Annotated in this window: 18 protein-coding genes; 11 read left to right on the top strand and 7 right to left on the bottom strand. The window is 69.9% G+C overall.

The features are described 5' to 3' along the window. The first annotated feature begins 35 nt into the window (after window positions 1-35). Both ACIQNU_RS41930 and ACIQNU_RS41925 read left to right on the top strand, forming a co-directional pair. Entirely contained in the window at window positions 36-947 is a 912-nt protein-coding gene (locus ACIQNU_RS41930) for an SDR family NAD(P)-dependent oxidoreductase (RefSeq protein WP_401377427.1), read from the top strand. Window positions 948-956: 9 nt separating this feature from the next. After that, complete coding sequence (locus tag ACIQNU_RS41925; protein ID WP_401377424.1) at window positions 957-1397, top strand: nuclear transport factor 2 family protein; 441 nt, start codon at window positions 957-959, stop codon at window positions 1395-1397. A 198-nt stretch (window positions 1398-1595) separates the two neighbouring features. Here the strand turns inward: ACIQNU_RS41925 and ACIQNU_RS41920 are convergent, their stop codons facing one another. The 3 genes from ACIQNU_RS41920 to ACIQNU_RS41910 all read right to left on the bottom strand — a co-directional run bounded on the left by ACIQNU_RS41920 (window position 1596) and on the right by ACIQNU_RS41910 (window position 4197). Further along, window positions 1596-2810 carry an acetyl-CoA C-acetyltransferase gene (locus tag ACIQNU_RS41920; RefSeq protein WP_401377421.1) on the bottom strand — a complete coding sequence of 405 codons (1215 nt, stop codon included), beginning with the start codon at window positions 2808-2810 and terminating at the stop codon, window positions 1596-1598. A 38-nt stretch (window positions 2811-2848) separates the two neighbouring features. Continuing rightward, window positions 2849-3301, bottom strand: coding sequence for a MaoC family dehydratase (locus tag ACIQNU_RS41915; protein WP_401377418.1), 453 nt, complete (start codon window positions 3299-3301; stop codon window positions 2849-2851). A gap of 140 nt (window positions 3302-3441) precedes the next feature. Next, window positions 3442-4197, bottom strand: coding sequence for an SDR family NAD(P)-dependent oxidoreductase (locus ACIQNU_RS41910; RefSeq protein WP_401377416.1), 756 nt, complete (start codon window positions 4195-4197; stop codon window positions 3442-3444). Between the two features lie 71 nt (window positions 4198-4268). On the opposite strand from ACIQNU_RS41910, the gene ACIQNU_RS41905 reads away from it, so the two are divergent. From ACIQNU_RS41905 to ACIQNU_RS41890, 4 genes are all read left to right on the top strand, one after another. Next, window positions 4269-4889, top strand: coding sequence for a TetR/AcrR family transcriptional regulator (locus ACIQNU_RS41905; RefSeq protein ID WP_401377412.1), 621 nt, complete (start codon window positions 4269-4271; stop codon window positions 4887-4889). A 107-nt stretch (window positions 4890-4996) separates the two neighbouring features. Beyond that, on the top strand, window positions 4997-5449 hold the full coding sequence (locus ACIQNU_RS41900; RefSeq protein WP_401377410.1) for a nuclear transport factor 2 family protein: 453 nt from the start codon (window positions 4997-4999) through the stop codon (window positions 5447-5449). Continuing rightward, window positions 5442-6287: an SDR family NAD(P)-dependent oxidoreductase gene (locus tag ACIQNU_RS41895; RefSeq protein ID WP_401377407.1), complete on the top strand. Its 846-nt coding sequence runs from the start codon at window positions 5442-5444 to the stop codon at window positions 6285-6287. The genes ACIQNU_RS41900 and ACIQNU_RS41895 overlap by 8 nt, the downstream gene beginning before the upstream one ends. Beyond that, window positions 6277-7239 (top strand): TIGR03619 family F420-dependent LLM class oxidoreductase, encoded by a 963-nt coding sequence (locus tag ACIQNU_RS41890; protein WP_401377404.1) that lies wholly within the window; start codon window positions 6277-6279, stop codon window positions 7237-7239. The genes ACIQNU_RS41895 and ACIQNU_RS41890 overlap by 11 nt, the downstream gene beginning before the upstream one ends. A 201-nt stretch (window positions 7240-7440) precedes the next feature. Here the strand turns inward: ACIQNU_RS41890 and ACIQNU_RS41885 are convergent, their stop codons facing one another. Further along, window positions 7441-8526 (bottom strand): amidohydrolase family protein, encoded by a 1086-nt coding sequence (locus ACIQNU_RS41885; protein WP_401377402.1) that lies wholly within the window; start codon window positions 8524-8526, stop codon window positions 7441-7443. A gap of 208 nt (window positions 8527-8734) precedes the next feature. Here ACIQNU_RS41885 and ACIQNU_RS41880 point away from each other — a divergent pair, with 208 nt between their 5' ends. Continuing rightward, complete coding sequence (locus tag ACIQNU_RS41880) at window positions 8735-9139, top strand: Zn-ribbon domain-containing OB-fold protein (protein ID WP_401377399.1); 405 nt, start codon at window positions 8735-8737, stop codon at window positions 9137-9139. Beyond that, window positions 9136-10293, top strand: coding sequence for a thiolase C-terminal domain-containing protein (locus ACIQNU_RS41875; RefSeq protein ID WP_401377539.1), 1158 nt, complete (start codon window positions 9136-9138; stop codon window positions 10291-10293). The genes ACIQNU_RS41880 and ACIQNU_RS41875 overlap by 4 nt, the downstream gene beginning before the upstream one ends. A 20-nt stretch (window positions 10294-10313) precedes the next feature. On the opposite strand, the gene ACIQNU_RS41870 is transcribed toward ACIQNU_RS41875, so the two are convergent. Then, on the bottom strand, window positions 10314-11252 hold the full coding sequence (locus ACIQNU_RS41870) for an alpha/beta hydrolase (RefSeq protein ID WP_401377396.1): 939 nt from the start codon (window positions 11250-11252) through the stop codon (window positions 10314-10316). A 148-nt stretch (window positions 11253-11400) separates the two neighbouring features. On the opposite strand from ACIQNU_RS41870, the gene ACIQNU_RS41865 reads away from it, so the two are divergent. The 3 genes from ACIQNU_RS41865 to ACIQNU_RS41855 all read left to right on the top strand — a co-directional run bounded on the left by ACIQNU_RS41865 (window position 11401) and on the right by ACIQNU_RS41855 (window position 14884). Continuing rightward, on the top strand, window positions 11401-11649 hold the full coding sequence (locus tag ACIQNU_RS41865; protein ID WP_401377395.1) for a hypothetical protein: 249 nt from the start codon (window positions 11401-11403) through the stop codon (window positions 11647-11649). Between the two features lie 86 nt (window positions 11650-11735). Next, a complete protein-coding gene (locus ACIQNU_RS41860) occupies window positions 11736-12347 on the top strand; it encodes a TetR/AcrR family transcriptional regulator (protein ID WP_401377393.1) in 612 nt (203 codons plus the stop codon). A gap of 86 nt (window positions 12348-12433) precedes the next feature. Further along, complete coding sequence (locus ACIQNU_RS41855; RefSeq protein WP_401377391.1) at window positions 12434-14884, top strand: CaiB/BaiF CoA transferase family protein; 2451 nt, start codon at window positions 12434-12436, stop codon at window positions 14882-14884. Here ACIQNU_RS41855 and ACIQNU_RS41850 read toward each other — a convergent pair. Then, a complete protein-coding gene (locus tag ACIQNU_RS41850) occupies window positions 14844-16220 on the bottom strand; it encodes an amidohydrolase family protein (RefSeq protein ID WP_401377388.1) in 1377 nt (458 codons plus the stop codon). The genes ACIQNU_RS41855 and ACIQNU_RS41850 overlap by 41 nt on opposite strands. Beyond that, window positions 16217-17386: a CoA transferase gene (locus tag ACIQNU_RS41845; RefSeq protein ID WP_401377385.1), complete on the bottom strand. Its 1170-nt coding sequence runs from the start codon at window positions 17384-17386 to the stop codon at window positions 16217-16219. Before ACIQNU_RS41845 ends, ACIQNU_RS41850 begins: the two co-directional genes overlap by 4 nt. Between the last annotated feature and the right edge of the window lie 4 nt (window positions 17387-17390).

The raw sequence follows: 17390 nt of genomic DNA, 5'->3' as shown, positions 1-17390 counted from the left end.
TATATATAGTCTGCAATCACTCTCGGGAGGTCTGAATGCCCCGTCTTCTTGAGGACAAGGTCGCGATCGTCACGGGCGCCGCCCATGGGATCGGCCGCGGCCATGCCCTGGAGCTGGCCCGACACGGCGCACGCGTCGTGGTGAACGATGTCGGCTCCTCCGTACGCGGCGAGGGAGAAGGCAAGGACGCCGACGAGGTCGTCGAACTCATCACCGGTCGCGGTGGGGCGGCGTTGGCCGACTACTCGGACATCGCCGACGCCGATCGCGTGGAGGCGCTCTTCGAGAACACCGTCGCCGAGTTCGGCCGGGTGGACATCGTGGTCAACAACGCGGGCATCGCGCGGGACCGCATGATCTGGAACATGACGCCGGACGACTTCGACACGGTGATGCGCGTGCATGTCCGCGGCTCCTGGCTGACCACCCACCACGCCGCCCGCCACTGGCGCGAGCGTGTGAAGGCGGGCGAGAGGATCCGGGGCCGGATCATCAACACCACGTCCGGTGCCGGTCTGAGCGGCAACATGGGCCAGTCCAACTACGCGACGGCCAAGGCGGCCGTCGTCGGCCTGACGCTCACCACGAGCCTTGAGCTGTACAAGCTCGGCGTGACGGTCAACGCCGTCGGCCCCGGCGGCATGACACGCCTCACCGCGACGATGGGGGCGGACCTGGTGCCGTTCGAGCCGGACGAACTGGGGGCGGACGAGTACCACCCGATGGACCCGGCAGGCAGCTCCCCGTTGGTGGCGTGGCTCGCGAGCGACGAGGCCCAGCATGTGACCGGCCAGGTGATCCGCGCGATCCACGACAAGATCCACCTCATGGGCGGCTGGCACGAGGCGCGCAGCATCTGCAGCGGCGAGAAGCGCTGGGAAGCGACCGCACTCGGCGCCTCGATCGCGGCCGATCTGTTCGGCACCCGCGCGGCCGGGCTGCGGTAGGGACTGGTCGTGGGGAATGAGGAGACGGCGACTGCGTCCGGGCCGGCACTTTTCCAGGTGTGTGCTCAGGTCGAGATCCGGAATGTGCTCGCACGGATCGCGCACGCCTCGGACGAGGGCAGCCTGGACGAGTACGGCGCGTGCTTCACCGAGGACGCGCGCTGGGAGATGCCCGGCCTGGTAGTACGCCACGGACGTACCCAGATCTGCCAGGCCGGCGCCGAACGGAGGGCATCCGCCATCGCCGGGCCGGGAACCCACACGCGGCATCTGATCAGCACGACCGCGGTGACGGTCCAAGGAGACGAAGCGGTCGCGGAATCCTGCTGGCAGTTCTATGTCGGGACCGGCGAGCGCCCGGTGCCGGCCTCGATGGGCACGTACCGGGACACCCTCCGCCGCACCGACGAGGGCTGGCAGGTGGCGGAGAGGATCGTGCGCCCGGGGTGAGCGCGTACGACCCGTGCGGGTGGCCGACGGGAGGGACGGCCACCCGCACGGACGCGTCTGCCGGGCACCGGCGCACTCATCTGCGCGGCCCGCCTGTCACCTCCGGCACCGCACCGGCAGCAGTCCGTACGCGGAGTCGTGGGCACGCGGCGTCGTCCGTACACGGTGATGTCTGTACGTGGTGATGTCCGCCGGTGGCTACGCGGGGATGCGCTCGAAGACCGCGGTCAGGCCCTGGCCGCCTCCGATGCACATCGTCTCCAGGCCGTAGCGCCCCTGCCGGCGGTCCAGTTCGCGCAGGAGCGTCGCGAGGATCCGGCAGCCGGTGGCACCGACGGGATGGCCCAGCGAGATCCCCGAGCCGTTGACGTTCGTACGATCCCAGTCGGCGGCCCCGAAGCCCCACTCCCTTGTACAGGCGAGGACCTGGGCGGCGAATGCCTCATTGATCTCGATCAGATCGATGTCGGCGAACTTCAGCCCCGCACGCTCCAGAGCGATCCGAGTGGCGGGGACCGGGCCGATGCCCATGGTCCTGGGCGGTACGCCGGCAACCGCGCAGGAGACGAACCGGGCGAGGGGTCGCAACCCCAGCCGCTGCGCGTTGTCCGGATGCGTGACGACGCAGACCGCGGCGCCGTCGTTCTGGCCACTGGCGTTGCCGGCCGTGACCGTCGCCTCGTCGTCCTGTGCGGACAGCACCGGACGCAGCCGGCCCAGCGACTCCAGGGACACCTCGGGCCGCGGGTGCTCGTCGGCGTCGACGAGCCGTGTGCCCCTGTGCTCGGAGACCTCCACCGGCACGAGTTCGTCGGCGAATCGACCCGTGCGCTGGGCAGCCACGGCGCGCAGATGGGAGGTGAGCGCCAGCTCGTCCTGTTCGAGCCGCGAGATGCCGTACTCGCGTCGCAGGTTCTCCGCGGTCTCCAGCATCCCGCCCGGCACGGGATGGAACCTGCCAGCCGCCGTTGTGCGCCCACGAGCCAGCGCGTCGTGAAGGGTGAGCGCCCCGCCCTTCGCTCCCCAGCGGGCCTCAGTCGTGTAGAACGCGGCGCAGCTCATGCTCTCCGCGCCGCCGGCGATCACCAACTCCGATACGCCCGTCCGCACTTGCATGGCGGCATTGAGGACGGCCTGCAGACCGGACCCGCACCGCCGGTCGATCTGCAGGCCCGCGACGCTCTCGTCCAGGCCGGCGTCCAGGGCGGCGACCCGGCCGATCGCAGGCGCCTCGGACGTCGGATAGCACTGCCCGAGCTGCACCTCGTCGATGTCGGCCGAGGTCAGCCCGGTGCGCTCGACCAGCGCACGCAGGACGGTGGCCGCCAGGCCGACGGCGGGCAGGTCGCGCAGCGCACCGCCATACCGGCCGACGGGCGTACGCAATGGCTCGCAGACAACCGCTTCACGCATGACGACTCCACCCCTCACCCTCACCCTTCTCCTCCCGCTCAGGCGCTGTACCGCAGCAGCATGACCGCCACGCACGCCGGTTTGGCCCCGCCTTCGATCTCCCAGGTGAAAGCCATCCGTACCTGGACGCCGCCGGGCACGTCCTCGACCGCCTCAAGCACCGCGCCCACGCGCACCTTCGAGTCCACGGGGACGGGGGCGGGGAATCGGATGCGGTCGTAGCCGTAGTTCACGCCCATGCGCAGCCCGTCGATACGGAAGACGTCGTTGACCATCCGAGGGCCGAGCGAAAGGGTCAGCAGTCCGTGCGCGATGGTGCTGCCGAAGGGCCCGTCCTCGGCGCGGTCCGGGTCCACATGGATCCACTGATGGTCGCCGGTCAGCTCGGCGAAGGCGTTGATGTCGCCCTGGGACACCTTCCGGTAGCCGCTGTACCCGAGGTGTTCGCCGACGGCCGCCCGTAGCTCGTCGATCCCGGTCAGGACACGCATCGAACCCTCCATAGAATGAATATCATATATAATCTGTGTCTATCATGGTTCCCCCTTGGGGGTCTATGGGGAGGGAGCCCGGCGTGATCCGAACGAGAGGCCCTGGGGAGGAGTCCGCCCGGTCGTCCCGCGCGACCGGGTCAGCCGAGGAACGAGCCGCCGCCGTCGATCATGATCGTGCAGCCGGTGACGAAGGAGGCATCGGGGCCGGCCAGATAGACCGCGGCCCGCCCGATGTCGCTCTCGGTGTCTCCGGTCCGCTTGATGGAGAGGCTGGACAGGGCCGCGGTCAGGTCGTACGGCCGGGCCTCGAAGTGTGCCTGTGCGGCCTCACTGAGCGCGAAGGGGCAGATCGCGTTGACGGTGATGCCCTGTTGGCCCCATTCGCGGGCCGCCGCGCGGGTGATACCTCCCACGGCGGCCTTCGCGGAGATGTAGGAGCCGTAACCGGGCAGCCCTTGGATCTCCGAGCCGGACCGGAGGTTGATGACTCTGCCGCCGTCCTTCAGGTGCGGGTGGCATGCCCGCATGAAGTAGACGGTGGCCATCGGCCCTGTGCGGAAGGCGAGTTCGAGGTCGTCGTCGCTGATGTGCTCGATCGGCACACCGGTTCGGGCGGCCATGGCGTTGTTGACGAGGATGTCGACGGTGTCGAACCGCCGCACGGTGGCGTTCACCGCGGCGTCGACCGCGTTCCGGTCGCGGATGTCGCACGGCAGGGCGAGTGCGTCAGCCCCGAACTCCCTGATCTCCTCGGCGGTGCGTTCGGCGGCCTCGGCGTCCACGTCGATGACAGCCACGGCCGCTCCCTCCTTTGCGAGGGCCCGCGCTATCCCCCTGCCGATCCCTCCGCCCGACCCGGTCACGATTGCGGTCTTCTGGTCCAGGACTCCCATGGCACACCCCATCAGGATTTGCCTACGACTGTAGGTTTTCATACAGGTGTCGGCGACCTTACAGTGAGCAGGTGCTGACTCGGCAAGAGGTCAAACGCAAGAGCGTGGGGGATCCCCGGGTGGCGAGGTCGCGCGCCGGACTCCAGGCCGCCCTGCGCGAGTTGATCAAAGAGAAGGAGCTCCAACAGATCTCCGTCGCTGACATCGCCAAGCGCGCCGGGATGGCCCGCTCGACGTTCTACGACCACTTCACCGACATCGACACGCTCGCGGCATCGGCTTGTACGGAGTACTTCGACGCCCTCATGGCCGCAGCGCCGACGCTCGGTCTGTACGTCACCGACCTTCCCGAGCCGCACGAGGACACCCTGCCCCCGCTTTTCGCGCATGTGGCTGAACATGCCCGGCTCTACCGCACCTTGCTCGGGCCGGACGGCTCGGCCCGGGTGCTGAACCATCTGAGGGAACGGATGACCGTCGCGATTCATGTGAGCCGACACCACTCCGCAGACGCGCCTGGAACGCATGCGCACGACCCTGGCACCGTTCCTCATGACGTCGATTCGGCGTTCATCGCCGGGGGAATCCTGAGCGTCGTCGTCGACTGGCTGCTCCGTGGCACCCCCGGGTCGCCGGAGCAGATGGCGACCGTGGCCTGGCCCGTACTCGTGCGTTCGGCCGGCGGCGAGTAGGCGCGGCGGCCCACACCGGCGTCACCCGCCCCCGCCACGCATCCAGATCCCCTCTCCCCTCTCGCCCCCGTCACGTATCAAATATTGAATTGCGAGGCTGATGCTCCATGGCAGATCAACGGCCTGACGGCGACTTGCGTGAGCTGGCGGCGCGCTACGCGCACGCGGTCGATCGGCGCGACCGGGAAGCCTTCCTCTCGGTCTTCCACCCCGAGGCGACGCTGGTTGTCGTACCGCCGTCCGGCGCGGTCCGCCGGATGCGCGGGTACGAGCAACTCGGTCTTGTCACCGAGCGGATAGCCCGCTACGACCGCACCTTCCACCTGCTCGGTCAGTCGATCCACTCCGCCGACGGCGCCGACGAGGCATCCGGCGTGACCTACTGCGTCGCCCACCACATGTCCGGCGGAGCGGACCCGGTGGATCACGTCATGTACATCCGCTACCAGGACCGTTTCCGCCGTGACAGCAGCGGTTGGACGATCGACCACCGCGAGGTCCTGATCGACTGGACCGAGACCCGGCCCGTCGACATCGTGCGGGAGGCGTCCCATGGCTGAACGTCTGGACGGGCGGCGGGCGATCGTCGTGGGAGGCGGGTCCGGGCTGGGCCTCGGCTGTGCTCGGCTGCTTGCCGAGGACGGCTGCCGTGTCACGATCGCCGGGCGCACCGGGACCAAGCTCAAGGACGCCGCGGCGCTGCTCCGCGCCGATGGACTCCTGGTCGACTTCACGGTCTGCGACGCCTTGGACGGGGCCGCGGTCAAGGCCGCGGTCGCGGTCGCCTCCGACACGGACGGCGCCCTGGACATCGCCGTCGTCGTGCCCGGGGCCGGGGCGGTCAGCCCGGTGCTGCTCTTCGACGACGAGGAGTTCAGCAGGCAGGTGGACGGAAATGTGCGGCCCGTCTTCCTGTTCCTGAAGTACGCCGGACAGGCGATGGTGCGGCGCGGCTCGGGATCGTTCGTCGCGATCTCGTCGACCGCCGCGGCGTTCTCGGCCCGCTACCTCGCCTCGTACAGCGCGGGAAAAGCCGCCGTCGATCAGTTGGTACGTGTCGCCGCCAACGAGCTGGGCCACCTCGGCATCCGTGTCAACTCCGTGCGCCCCGGCATGACCGAGACCCCTGCGACCGCGGCCACCTTCGCCGACGACCGGCTACTGTCGGCGTTCGTCGAAGGGCAGCCGATCGGCCGGCCCGGCGCGGTCACGGACGTCGCCGCCGCCGTCCGCTTTCTCGCCGGACCCGAATCGTCCTGGATCACCGGCCAGCAGTTGGCGGTCGACGGCGGACACACCTTGCGCAGCTTCGTCGACTACGCCGAGCTGCTTCCCCTCCCCGACACCCGCGCGGTCGTCCTCGGCCGCACCACGGAAGGCGGCACCGATGGCCGATGACCCACTGATCCAACTGTCCACGGGTTTCACGTCGTTCGCCACGCACGACCCGGGCAGTTGGGACGCCCACCTGCGCCGCGCCCGGCTCCTGGACGCCGCAGGCGTCGACCGGCTCGCGGTCTCCGACCATGTGGTGTTCGGCGAACGCATGGAGGAGTACGGGAAGCCCGAACTCGGCGGCCGGGCCGGCGGCTCCCAGCCGACGGGGCCCGACGGCCACTGGCTGGAGCCACTCACGCTGCTGTCGGTACTGGCGGGGATGACCACACACATCAGGCTGGCGACCAACATCCTCATCGCCGCGCTGAGGCGCCCCGTCGTCCTCGCCAAGAGCACCGCGACTCTCGACGTGCTCTCCGCGGGACGCCTGGACCTGGGTGTCGGCGTCGGCTGGCAGCGAGAGGAGTACGAGGCCGCCGGGCTCGACTTCCAGGGGCGCGGGCGGCTCCTGGACCACACGCTGGAGGTGTGCCGAACGCTCTGGCGCGAGCCCCGCGCGGCGTACCACTCCGACGAATTGTCCTTCACGGCCATCCACATGATGCCCAAGCCGACGGCGGCCGACGGTGTGCCGGTGTGGATCAGCGGGACGGTGAACCCGCGAGTGATCCGCCGTCTGGCGCGCTTCGGCACCGGCTGGATTCCGTGGGGTCCGGACGCCGATGACCTCCCGGCGGCCATCCGCCGGATGCGTCAGGGACTTGAGGATGCCGGACGGGACCCGGCGGGACTGCAGGTCGTGGGTGGGCTTCCCGTCCGCCGTGGGGACGGAGGTGGCATCGACCTGCGGCACACGATCGAGGCGATTCCGCGCCTCGTGGAGTCGGGCGCAACGGACTTGCGCTTCCAGCTCTCGCTCCCGGACGACGACGCCCAGGCGGCCGATCAAGTGCACGCCTTGGTGGCGGCGTTCCGCGCCGAGGTCGGCCGACCCGGTCCGGAGCAGGTCTGAGCGGGGTGCGCGACTGCGCCCTCCTGCTGTCGGACCACCGACGCATGGAGACGGCGCTACGCATCACACGGGGAGGGCCCCCCGTCGCGGTGGCGACCGACACGGGGGACATGGTCACCGTGCGATTCCTGGCCGGTCGGCCGACAGGAGGCGGTCCCGCCCGGACGCCGGCGGTCGGTCAGGCGGCGCGGACGTCGGGAATCACAGGTTCCAGACTCGCGTCGCGTTTCCCGACACCATCAGCTTGCGCTCGTCGTCGGGTATGTCCTTGAACTGCTCCTCGACGATGCTCCTGGAGTGGGGCCAACTCGTCACCGGGTGCGGGAAGTCCGTGGACCACATGATGTTCTCGACACCGATCACATCCCGCATACGGTGCAGTCCGAGGCTCTCGTCGATGAAGGTCAGATGGACGTTCTGGTGGAAGTAGTGGCTGGGGAGCTCCGAGATCCCGGGGTACACGTATCCCTGCCGCTTGACCATGTCGTCAACGGTCTCCAGCCACCACGCCACCCATGCGAGACCCGGCTCCACGAAGACCAGCTTGAGGCGTGGGAAGCGCGCGAGCACGCCGCCCATGATCCACATACCGAACGCCTCGGCGGTCATCAGCGGGGTGACCGGGACCATGATGCCCTTGTTGGGGGTCGGGTCCCGCTTCGCCAGATCCGCGAGCGCCGTCTTCATGCCGATGTGGCAGCAGACGGGCAGACCGGTCTCCTCGATCACTGAGAACAGGGGTGTGTAGCGCTCGTCGAAGTAGTCCGGCTGGCCCAGCTCGTCCGGGAACACGGGCAGTTGAAGTGATTTCGCGCCGCGCTCCGCCACCCGCCTGACCTCGGCGACCGCCAGATCGATGTCATGGACCGGGATCTGGTACGAGACGATGAGCCGGTCCGGATCGGCCTGGCTGAAGTCGTACATCGCGTTGTTGAACGCCTGTACCGCCTCGCTCACGCCGCCGGTGACGTTGCTGAGGTAGCGGAACGCGCTGACCTCGCTGTACAGCACCTCGACCTGCACGCCGTCCGTGTCCATGTCCTTGAGCCGCGCGGCCGGATCCCAGTAACCGTCCCGGGAGAAGGCCGAGTTCGACGCCGCGATCTTGTCGGTCCGCTGCTGCTTCGCGCCCGCCCGGTTCGCGGCGCCGACGCCGGCGCTCATCCGGGCCTCGTAGGCGCCGGAGGCATCGTCGTACGGCTCGTGCAGGCGCCGTGGCAGATAGCTCTTGACCTGGTCGTGGGTCATCTTCACATGGGAGTCGGTGGAGATCAGCAGTTCAGGCATGGTGACCCGCCTTAGATCGTGGCCTGGAGCGGCGGCCGTCCGGCCGCTCACATAGTAGTCACTATGCCAGGGCTCCGAAGTCAGTCAAGGTCCGCAACCGGGCTTGGGCTCCAGGGTGCGATGCCGTGTCGAGATCCTTGTCGCCACGGTGCCGGGCGGCTAGCGTGCGGCTCACATAGTAATCACTATGCGCAGAGGTGGTGGGCCCGTGGCCCGAGTAATGGTCCCGATTCCGGATCTTGACGATCAGTACTTCTGGGAGGGAGTCGCCCAGCGGAAGCTGCTCGCCCGGGGGTGTGCCGAGTGCGGTCGCCTCCAGCAGCCGCCCAGCCCCATGTGCCCCCGCTGCGGATCGGTGGACTGGACGGTCCGCGAGTTGTCGGGCCGCGGCACGGTCTACACCTGGATCGTCTCGCGCCACCCCGCGCAGCCGGAGGGTGAGGCCAGGCTGGTCGCCGTGGTCGAACTCGTCGAAGGAGTACGGCTGGTGAGCAACCTGTACGAGGTGTCCACGGCGGATGTCCGCAACGGATTGCCGGTGGAAGTGACCTTTCGCGAAGTCGGCGAAGTGCTGCTTCCGGGGTTCAGGCCCGCCGCGGACGGGGTCGCCTGATGGCGCGCCGCCGCGACAAGGGCCGGGCCGCGATCGCGGGCATCGGGCAGACCGAGTTCTCCAAGGAGTCGGGGCGCAGCGAACTGCGGCTGGCCTCGGAAGCCGTCCGTGCCGCTGTCGCCGACGCGGGGCTCACACCCGCCGACGTCGACGGGCTGGTCACGATGGTCCACGACCCCAACGACGAACTGGCACTGATGCGCAGCGTCGGTGTGCGAGAAGTGCGGTGGAACTCCCGGACCCCGTTCGGAGGCGGCGGTTCGGCGGCACTGATGCAGCACGCCGCCGCGGCCGTCGAGAGCGGGGCCGCGGACGTGGTCGTCATCTACCGTGCGTTCAACGAACGCTCGGGTTCGAGGTTCGGTCAGCCCACCCGGAACACCGCCGTCCCGGGCATGAACTGGCACATTCCGTACGGCCTCGATACGCCGGCCACCATGTACGCGCTCTGGTTCCAGCGTTACATGCATGAATACGGCCTGACCAATGAGGACTTCGGCCGCTATGCGGTGGTCGCCCGCAAGCACGCGGCGAACAATCCCCACGCCTGGTATCACAAGCGCCCGATCACCCTGGAGGAACACCAGCGCTCGCGCTGGATCGTCGAGCCGATCCTGCGGTTGCTCGACTGCTGCCAGGAGAGCGACGGCGGTGTCGCGCTGGTGGTGACAAGCGCCGAGCGGGCGCGCGACCTGCCCCGGCCACCGGTCACGATCGATATCGCCACGACGGGATACGTGAGGGACGGGGACACCCTCTTCAACTACTACGCGGGCGATCTGGCCCGCTTCCCGCAGGCGGAGTACACGGCGCGGCAGATCTGGGCGGGAACGGGCCTGGGGCCCGCCGACATCGACGCCGCGATGATCTACGAGCACTTCAGCCCTGTCGTCTTCTACCAACTGGAGGCGTACGGGTTCTGCGGCCGGGGCGAGGCGAAGGACTTCATAGCCGACGGCCGGATCGAACTGGGTGGACAGCTTCCGGTGAACACCCACGGCGGTCTGCTCGGTGAGGCGTACATCCACGGCGTGAACAACATCATCGAGGGCGTGCGTCAGATCAGGGGCACTTCGTACAACCAGGTGCCGGACGCCCACCGGGTGTTGTGCTGCGCCGGCCAGAGCGCCGTGCTGTTGAGCGGGGGCGACTGACCGGCGGGCACCGCCGGCGGTCAGTCCCGCGACACGGCTGGAGCCAGCGCGTCGAGCCAGTCGAGGAGCCGCTCCCACAGCAGCCGGCGGGCCGATCCCAGGAGCAGGTTGTGTCCGGTGCCGGGTGCGGTGAACGAGGTCACCGTGGGCGCGGAGCGGTAGGGGGTCGGATCGGGCCCGCCGTCCGTCAGAGTGTCCTTCTCGCCGTTGGCGAGGAAGACGGGGACGCTCAGGCGGGCCACCTCGGCCGCCACATTCCCCGGCAGCAGCGAAAGGAGCCCGCCCGCGGAGAGGCTCGCCGTACGGAACCCATTGATCACGTCAGGGACTTCCGGGTCGTCCAGGTGGAGTTCGGTATACGCGGCGCCGAACATCCGCACTGCGAGCGCGGCCAGCTCCTCGTCTCCGGGCGGCCCGTCGGCCACGGCTGCCAGGATGTCCGGCGGCAGGACGGCAGGGAGGCCCGCGGTGGAGAACCCGAGCAGGGCGAGCGCGGTATGCGTGGGATGGCGGTCCTGTTGGCGGATGGTGAGCGTCGAGCCCATCGAGTGCCCGACGCCGACACTGCGCAAGCCCGGGATCTGCTCCCGTAGCTCACCCAGAAGCTGCTGGAACGCCAGGTGATTCGCCGCAAGGACCTGCCCGAGCAGGGGAGGAGGCGCGCCCTGCGGCAAGATCGAGTCGCCCGTGCCCAGGTGGTCCACGCTCAGTACGGGATATCCCGCGCCCGCCATGACCGCGGCGAAGCTGAAGGATTCGTCTTTGCCTGCCCCTGTATCGTCACTTTCGGGCGTGATATCCCAGTACCGTTTGGAGGCCCCGCCGCCCGACAGGCAGCACAGGGCCAGAGGGCGTGGCGACCCGGCGGGCAGGAAGAGGTCGGCGGCGACGTGGTGGCCGGCCGGCTCCGGGAGTGCGGCTGACACATCGATGCGCCGATGCAGGCGAGTTACGGGCATGGGGCCTCCGGTTGCGTACGAGCTTGGGCCAGTACCTGGAGTCTGCACGCTTCCCCGCACTGTGCATAGTAGTTACTATGTAGCGAGTTCGGTCGATGGATGCGACCGTGCGGCCGCGGCCGCGGGGCGCGATGGTGAGGAGCCGCGTATGGATATCGCCGGTGTCGGGAGCACATTGAAGGAACCCGGATCGGGCGCCGAGGCAATCGTCATCCGCAAGGCGTCGGACCCGGGGCTGCGGCTGGGTCCGGGCGGAGAAGCGCTGCTCGGCAAGCGCTACCGGTGCGCGAGCTGCGGCGCCGAGGTTTTGGTGAGCAAGGGCGGGGGTGCGCAGGCCGAATGCCACGGTGTGCCCATGGCGATGGCCGAGGCCAAGCGGCTGCCGTCCTCCGACTGAGCCGTGACGGCGTGCTAGCTTCAAGCCGCTGGTGAGGGGTTCATCAGTGGCTGCGGCCGGCGAGTCGAGAGAGCGGAACCGACCCCATGGCGAGGGCGATCAAGGTCGATGATCCGGCGCGCGAGCGGATGCTGTCCGCGGCGGTCGAGATCATCATCGAAGAGGGCTACTACCGCGCGAGCTCCAATCACATCGCCAAGCGGGCGGGGGTGAGCTGGGGCGCGATCCAGCACCACTTCGGTTCGCGTGAGCAGTTGCTCCTTCAGGTCGTCCATGCCGGAACCCTCTCGCTCATCTCTTCGCTGAAATCCGCCCGTATCACCGGGGAAGGCATCGAGGAGCGACTGGAGTCCTTGGCCGACGCGGTGTGGAGGTGCTATCGGCGGCCGGATTTCCTGGCATCGATGGAGATCCTGCTGAACCTCACCAAGGAGCCGCGCACCTCTGCGGACACCATTGAGGAACTGGCCGCCACCGAACGCCAGGTGAGCGAGTTGTGGCATGGCTTGGTCGACCAGGCCGTACCGGCCGAGCACCGCCGCCCCGAACTCGGCGGTGTCGTGTTCCAGTTGATCCGCGGCCTTGCCATCGGCTCCAACCTGCTGGACGCCATCCCGCAGGCGAACAAGACGAGTGACGACCGGCAGGCGCGTGATGTGCTGGTGAAGTCGCTCAGCCTGTACATCGGCGGCATCTGACGCGCGGTCCTCACTTTTTCAGCGACATGGCGGTCACGACGTTCCGCATGCATAGTGATTGCTATGCACCTCTGAGGGGAACTGGCATGGCGGAAACATCAGCGCACGGCCCGCTCCAGGGCGTGCGAGTTCTTGATCTCTCCTGGGGCATAGCCGGCCCCATCACCACGATGCTGCTCGCCGACAGCGGCGCCGATGTCACCCGGATCGAGTCCCCGCACGGGGATCCGGTGCGCGACGAGGTCGCGTACCGCGTGTGGAATCGCGGCAAGCGAAGCGCCGTGGTCGATCTGACCGACCCGCTCCAGCGGTGGGCCTTCATGCGGCAGGCCGCGACGGCGGACGTCCTCGTCGAGTCGTTCGAGCCCGGAGTCACCGCCCGCCTGGGCATCGACGCGGCGCAGCTGAGTGTCCTCAACCCGCGGCTGATCCACTGCTCGATCACCGGCTACGGCCCCGATGGCCCCGACGCGCACCGCCCGGCCCTCGATTCCCTGGTCGCCGCCCGCACCGGACTGCAGTGGGACCAGCGCGGACGGACCGGGACGAGTCTCACCCTGATCGCAGGCGCTCCGGTGCCGCTCGACGGTCTCGACGTTCCGGAGCTGCCCGCCAGTCGTCTCGCGCAGGAGGGCCCCGCGTTTCTCCGGTCGACGTGGGCGAGCCTCGGAGCCGCGTACCTCGCGGGCGTCGGTATCGCGGGCGCCCTGCGCGCCCGGGAGGTGACCGGCCGTGGCGAGCAGGTGTCCACCTCACTCCTCCAAGGCGCCATGGCGGCCGCCGGTCCGACCTGGATGCGCGCGGAGCACGTCGACGCCCCAGGATTCTGGATGTGGGTGACCGACCGCCGCGCGCCCGAGGGGCTCTTCGAGTGTGCCGACGGGCGATGGATTCATTTCTGGACCATCCGTCCCACCTTGGTACTTGAGGCTGCCGAGGCCGATGTGCTGCCCATCGAGGGCGAGAAGGACGACATGCGGTCCGGCGTACGGATCGGCATGGAGGCGGAGGATCTGGTGGTCCTCCATCACTACCATCCGCTGCTCGCCGCGGCTTTCCGTAAGTTCCCCAGCGACCAGTGGATGGCCTTCGGTGCGGCGCGCAACCTGGGCATCATGCGCGTGCGTTCCCCCGAGGAGGCGTTGAACGATCAGGCGCTGCTCGATCAGGGCTGCGTCGTCGAGAGCGTCGACCCGCAGGTGGGCCCCATCCGGCATGTGGGGAAGCTGCTCGAATTCTCCGCCTCGCCGGCAGCCGTACGCGGCCCCGCGCCGCGCCTCGGCGGGCACACGCGGGACTTCCTCACCGTCTCGCCCGGGCCCGCCGCCGAGACCGGCCCGCACACCGGCGGCGCACTGGACGGGCCACTGGCAGGCATTACGGTCCTTGACCTGGGGCTGGGAGTTGCCGGCCCCTGGGGCGCCCGGGTCCTTGCCGACCTCGGCGCCACCGTGATCAAAGTGCACGCTCCACACGACGGCTATTGGACCCGTACGAGCATGGCCATGGCCACCAACTGGGGCAAGCGCAGCATCGCGGTCGACCTGAAGAGCGCCGAGGGCCGTGAGCTTCTGGAACAGCTCATCTCCCGGGCCGACGTGCTCGCCCACAACATGCGTCCGGGCGCCGCCGAGCGCCTGGGCATCGGATACGAGCAACTGCGCGAGCGCTACCCGGCGTTGATCTACTCCCACACGCGGGGCTTCGAGGACGGACCGCGTTCGCTGCTGCCCGGCACCGACCAGACCGCGAATGCCCTGGCCGGTACGGAGTACGAGGACGGCGCCTGCGCGACGGGCGCCCCACCGGTGTGGAGCCGCGTCAACGTGGGCGACACCGGCAACGGCTTCCTGTGGGCCACCGCCGTCATGCAGGCGCTGTACCACCGGGAGCGGACCGGCCTCGGCCAGCGGGTGGGCACCTCCATCATCAACGCATGCCTGCTCACCACGTCGTTCGCCTACGCCCGTGTGGACGGAGAGCCCGTGGACCGGCCCCGTGTCGACGCCCGGCAGCGAGGGCTCTCCGCACTGCACGGCCTCTACCGGCTCGCCGACGACGAATGGGCGTGCATCGCCGTACTGCGCGAGCGGGAGTGGCCCGAGCTGTGCGCCGCACTGGGCGCCCCGGACCTGGTCCAGGATCAGCGATTCGGCACTTCCCCGGCACGTCGCACGCACGACGGAGAGCTGAGGGCGGAGCTGGAGCCGCTGTTCGCCCGGCTGTCGACGGCCGAACTCGGTGAGGCATTCGACAAGCGGCACCTGCCGTACGAGATCTCCTCGCGGACCTTCGCGGCCGAACTCTTCGACGACCCGGAGATCGCCCGGCGGAGCTGGATCGCCTCGGCACAGGTGCCGGGCGTGGGACTCCTGGAGCAGCCCGCCCGCCTGGTGGAGTTCGCGCGCCATGTGCCGCCCGCGGTGTCCGGTCCCTGTCAGGCGGGGCAGCACACCCGGGAGATCCTGGCCGAACTCGGACTGCCGCAGGACGAGATCAACCGGCTGATCGAGCAGCGTGTCGTCGTGGCGCAGTGAACCGCGTGCCACGCAGGAAGACCGCGCGCACAGGCGATGCGGGCAGCCTGGACAGCGCTGTGTCGAGTGGGGCGTCGAGCAGGACCAGGTCGGCCGGCGTCCCACGGCGGACCGTCCGGGGCCGCAGATCCGGTCCGGTCAGATAGGTGGCCAGTGCCTGCGCCGGCGTCAGCGCCTCCGCCGCCGTGACGACCTCACCCGACCGCGTCCGGCGGTCGACCGCCGCGGCCATCACGGCCCAGGGATCCACCGGTCCGTACGGGGCGTCACTGGACAGGGTGAGAGGGACCCCCGCGTCGTTCAGTGAGGCGCAGCGGTAGAGGTCCTGAGGCGCGGGCTCGTCGCGCAGGTAGTCGTCGCCGCGCGCCCGCAGGAAGCCGGGCTGCGTGACCACATGGAGCCCCCTTCTGCTCAGTTCCGGCAGAAGGGCCGCCGGCACCAAGGAGGCATGCTCGATACGGTCGCCCGACCGTACGCCGGTCGCGGAGAACGCGCTGAGGAGCAGCACGAGCGCTTCGTAGCTCACGCAGTGGACGGCGACCGCGCGACCGGCGGCGTGCGTGGCTTCGATCGCCCCGGTCAGCTCCTCGGGCGAGGGCAGGGAGGAGTCGGCGATGACGATCTTGCGCGGGCCGACCGTGATACCGGGTGCGGTGTGTCCGGTCGGGGCCCCGAGCAGATGCAGGCGCTGGGGGATCGCGCCCGACGCGACGGCGTTGCCCAGCGTGGCGAGTGACCGGGGGTCCAGGTCGGGTGTCGCGTCCGTGAGCGAGGTGAGTCCGAGGAGGGCCAGGGAGATGCCGGTCGCGCGGAGGTCGTCGGGCGGGCCTTCGGGCAGACGGGTACGCAGCCAGGCGTCGGCGCGCCAGAGGCGCCCGGTCGGCTCACCTCGGGCGTCGCGTTCGATGCCGGGATGACCGCCCTGGGCGAGCCGGGTGGCCCGTACCGCCGCCGAGTTGAGAATCCACAGTGCACCGCTGCGATGCTGCACCCGCACGGGCGTGTCCCGGCGGACGGCGTCGAGCCTGCCCGCGTCGAGGTCGCCGACGGTCGACTCGTGGTGGTCGACGCCTCTGATCCAGCCGGTCGGGTCGGGTGCGGCCGTGACGAGCCCGGAAAGGTCCGGGCCGCACGGTACCGAGCGCTGCCAGGCGGCCAGGGCCAGGAGGTGCAGATGGTGATCGTGCAGGCCCGGGAGCAGAGCGGCTCCCTCGCAGTGGACCGACTCCTCGCCGTCGTTCTCCAGTTCACCCACGGCGGTGATCACGCCGTCACGCACTCGGACGTCCACGCGGCGCCCTCCGACCTCGGCATCCCGGAACAACAGACCGCTCATCGGCGCCGCTCCGGTACGGCCACGGGGAGGGGCCCGTCCGGTGTGTCCAGCAGCCAGCCATCCGCGCCGGGTCGGGCCGCCGGGGCCTGTCCGGCGCCTTCGGCGGGAAGAGTGGCCGCGACGACATCGGTCATCGACACATCCCACAGCACCCCCCGCCCCGGATCCGGCAGCGTCGTGGCCAGGACCGCGGCCGTGAGTCCGGTCAGCGGGTCGGCCAGGGCGTCACCGCAGAACACGGGCTGCCCTTCGCCGTCCCGGGCCACGAGCCCGGCCGACGCGGCCACATCGTCACCGAAGCCGACCCGGTTGTGCTCCCGGCCGTGCGACGTGATCGAGATCCAGGTACCCCCCGCCGATACGAAGGACTCCGCGTCCAGCCCGAACCGGGCCAGCGCACGCGGCCGGGACGCCTCGATCACCACGTCAGCGGACGCGACGAGCGACGCCAGCTTGTTCCGGCCCTCCGGTGTGTCAGGATCGGTCACCACCGACCGGTGCCCCAGATGGAGCAGTTCGAAGAAATCGCGATGGCCCCGGCGAGCACCGTCCGGTCTGCCCGGCGTCTCGACCTTGGTGACCCGCGCACCTGCCAGTCCCAGCAGATGGGCGCAGAGCGGGCCCGCCCACAAGGCGCTGAAGTCGACGATGTGCAGCCCGCGCACGGAACGGGGGAGACCCGGGACCGGAACCCGGGGGGACCGCGGCCGGGTGACGGGACCCGCTGCCACCCCGAGGAGTTCCGCGCGCTCCGCGAGCGCCGCGCCGTCGTGCGCGGCCAGCCACCGGGCCACCGCGGCCTCGGGCCGCTCGCCGTCCCCGGCGAAGGCGAGCGCGGCGAGCAGCGCCGGATCGTCGGGCCGGGCGCAGGACACCGCGGCCCACCCGTCGGCGGTCGGCAGCAGGCGGCAACTCCCGCCGACGGACACCGGCCCGCCGCGGGAACGTCCGGTGTACGCGGCGCGCTCGGACAGCAGGCGCGCACCGTCCACAGTGACTCCCGTATGCGCGGCAAAGACCGAGGCGAGCTGCTCGGCACGGAGGGCGCCACTGCCGGGCGGGATCAGGGGCGGGCCCTCCGGGTGGCCGGTCAGCGGAACGATGCCGCTGTGGGCCCAGGCCGCCACCTCCTGCCGGCGGTACACTCCGCTGCCCTGAGCCGTCATCGAG

The sequence above is a fragment of the Streptomyces sp. NPDC091292 genome (assembly GCF_044757265.1).
Taxonomy (GTDB): Bacteria; Actinomycetota; Actinomycetes; order Streptomycetales; family Streptomycetaceae; genus Streptomyces.
This window is presented reverse-complemented; position numbering and strand designations above follow the sequence as displayed.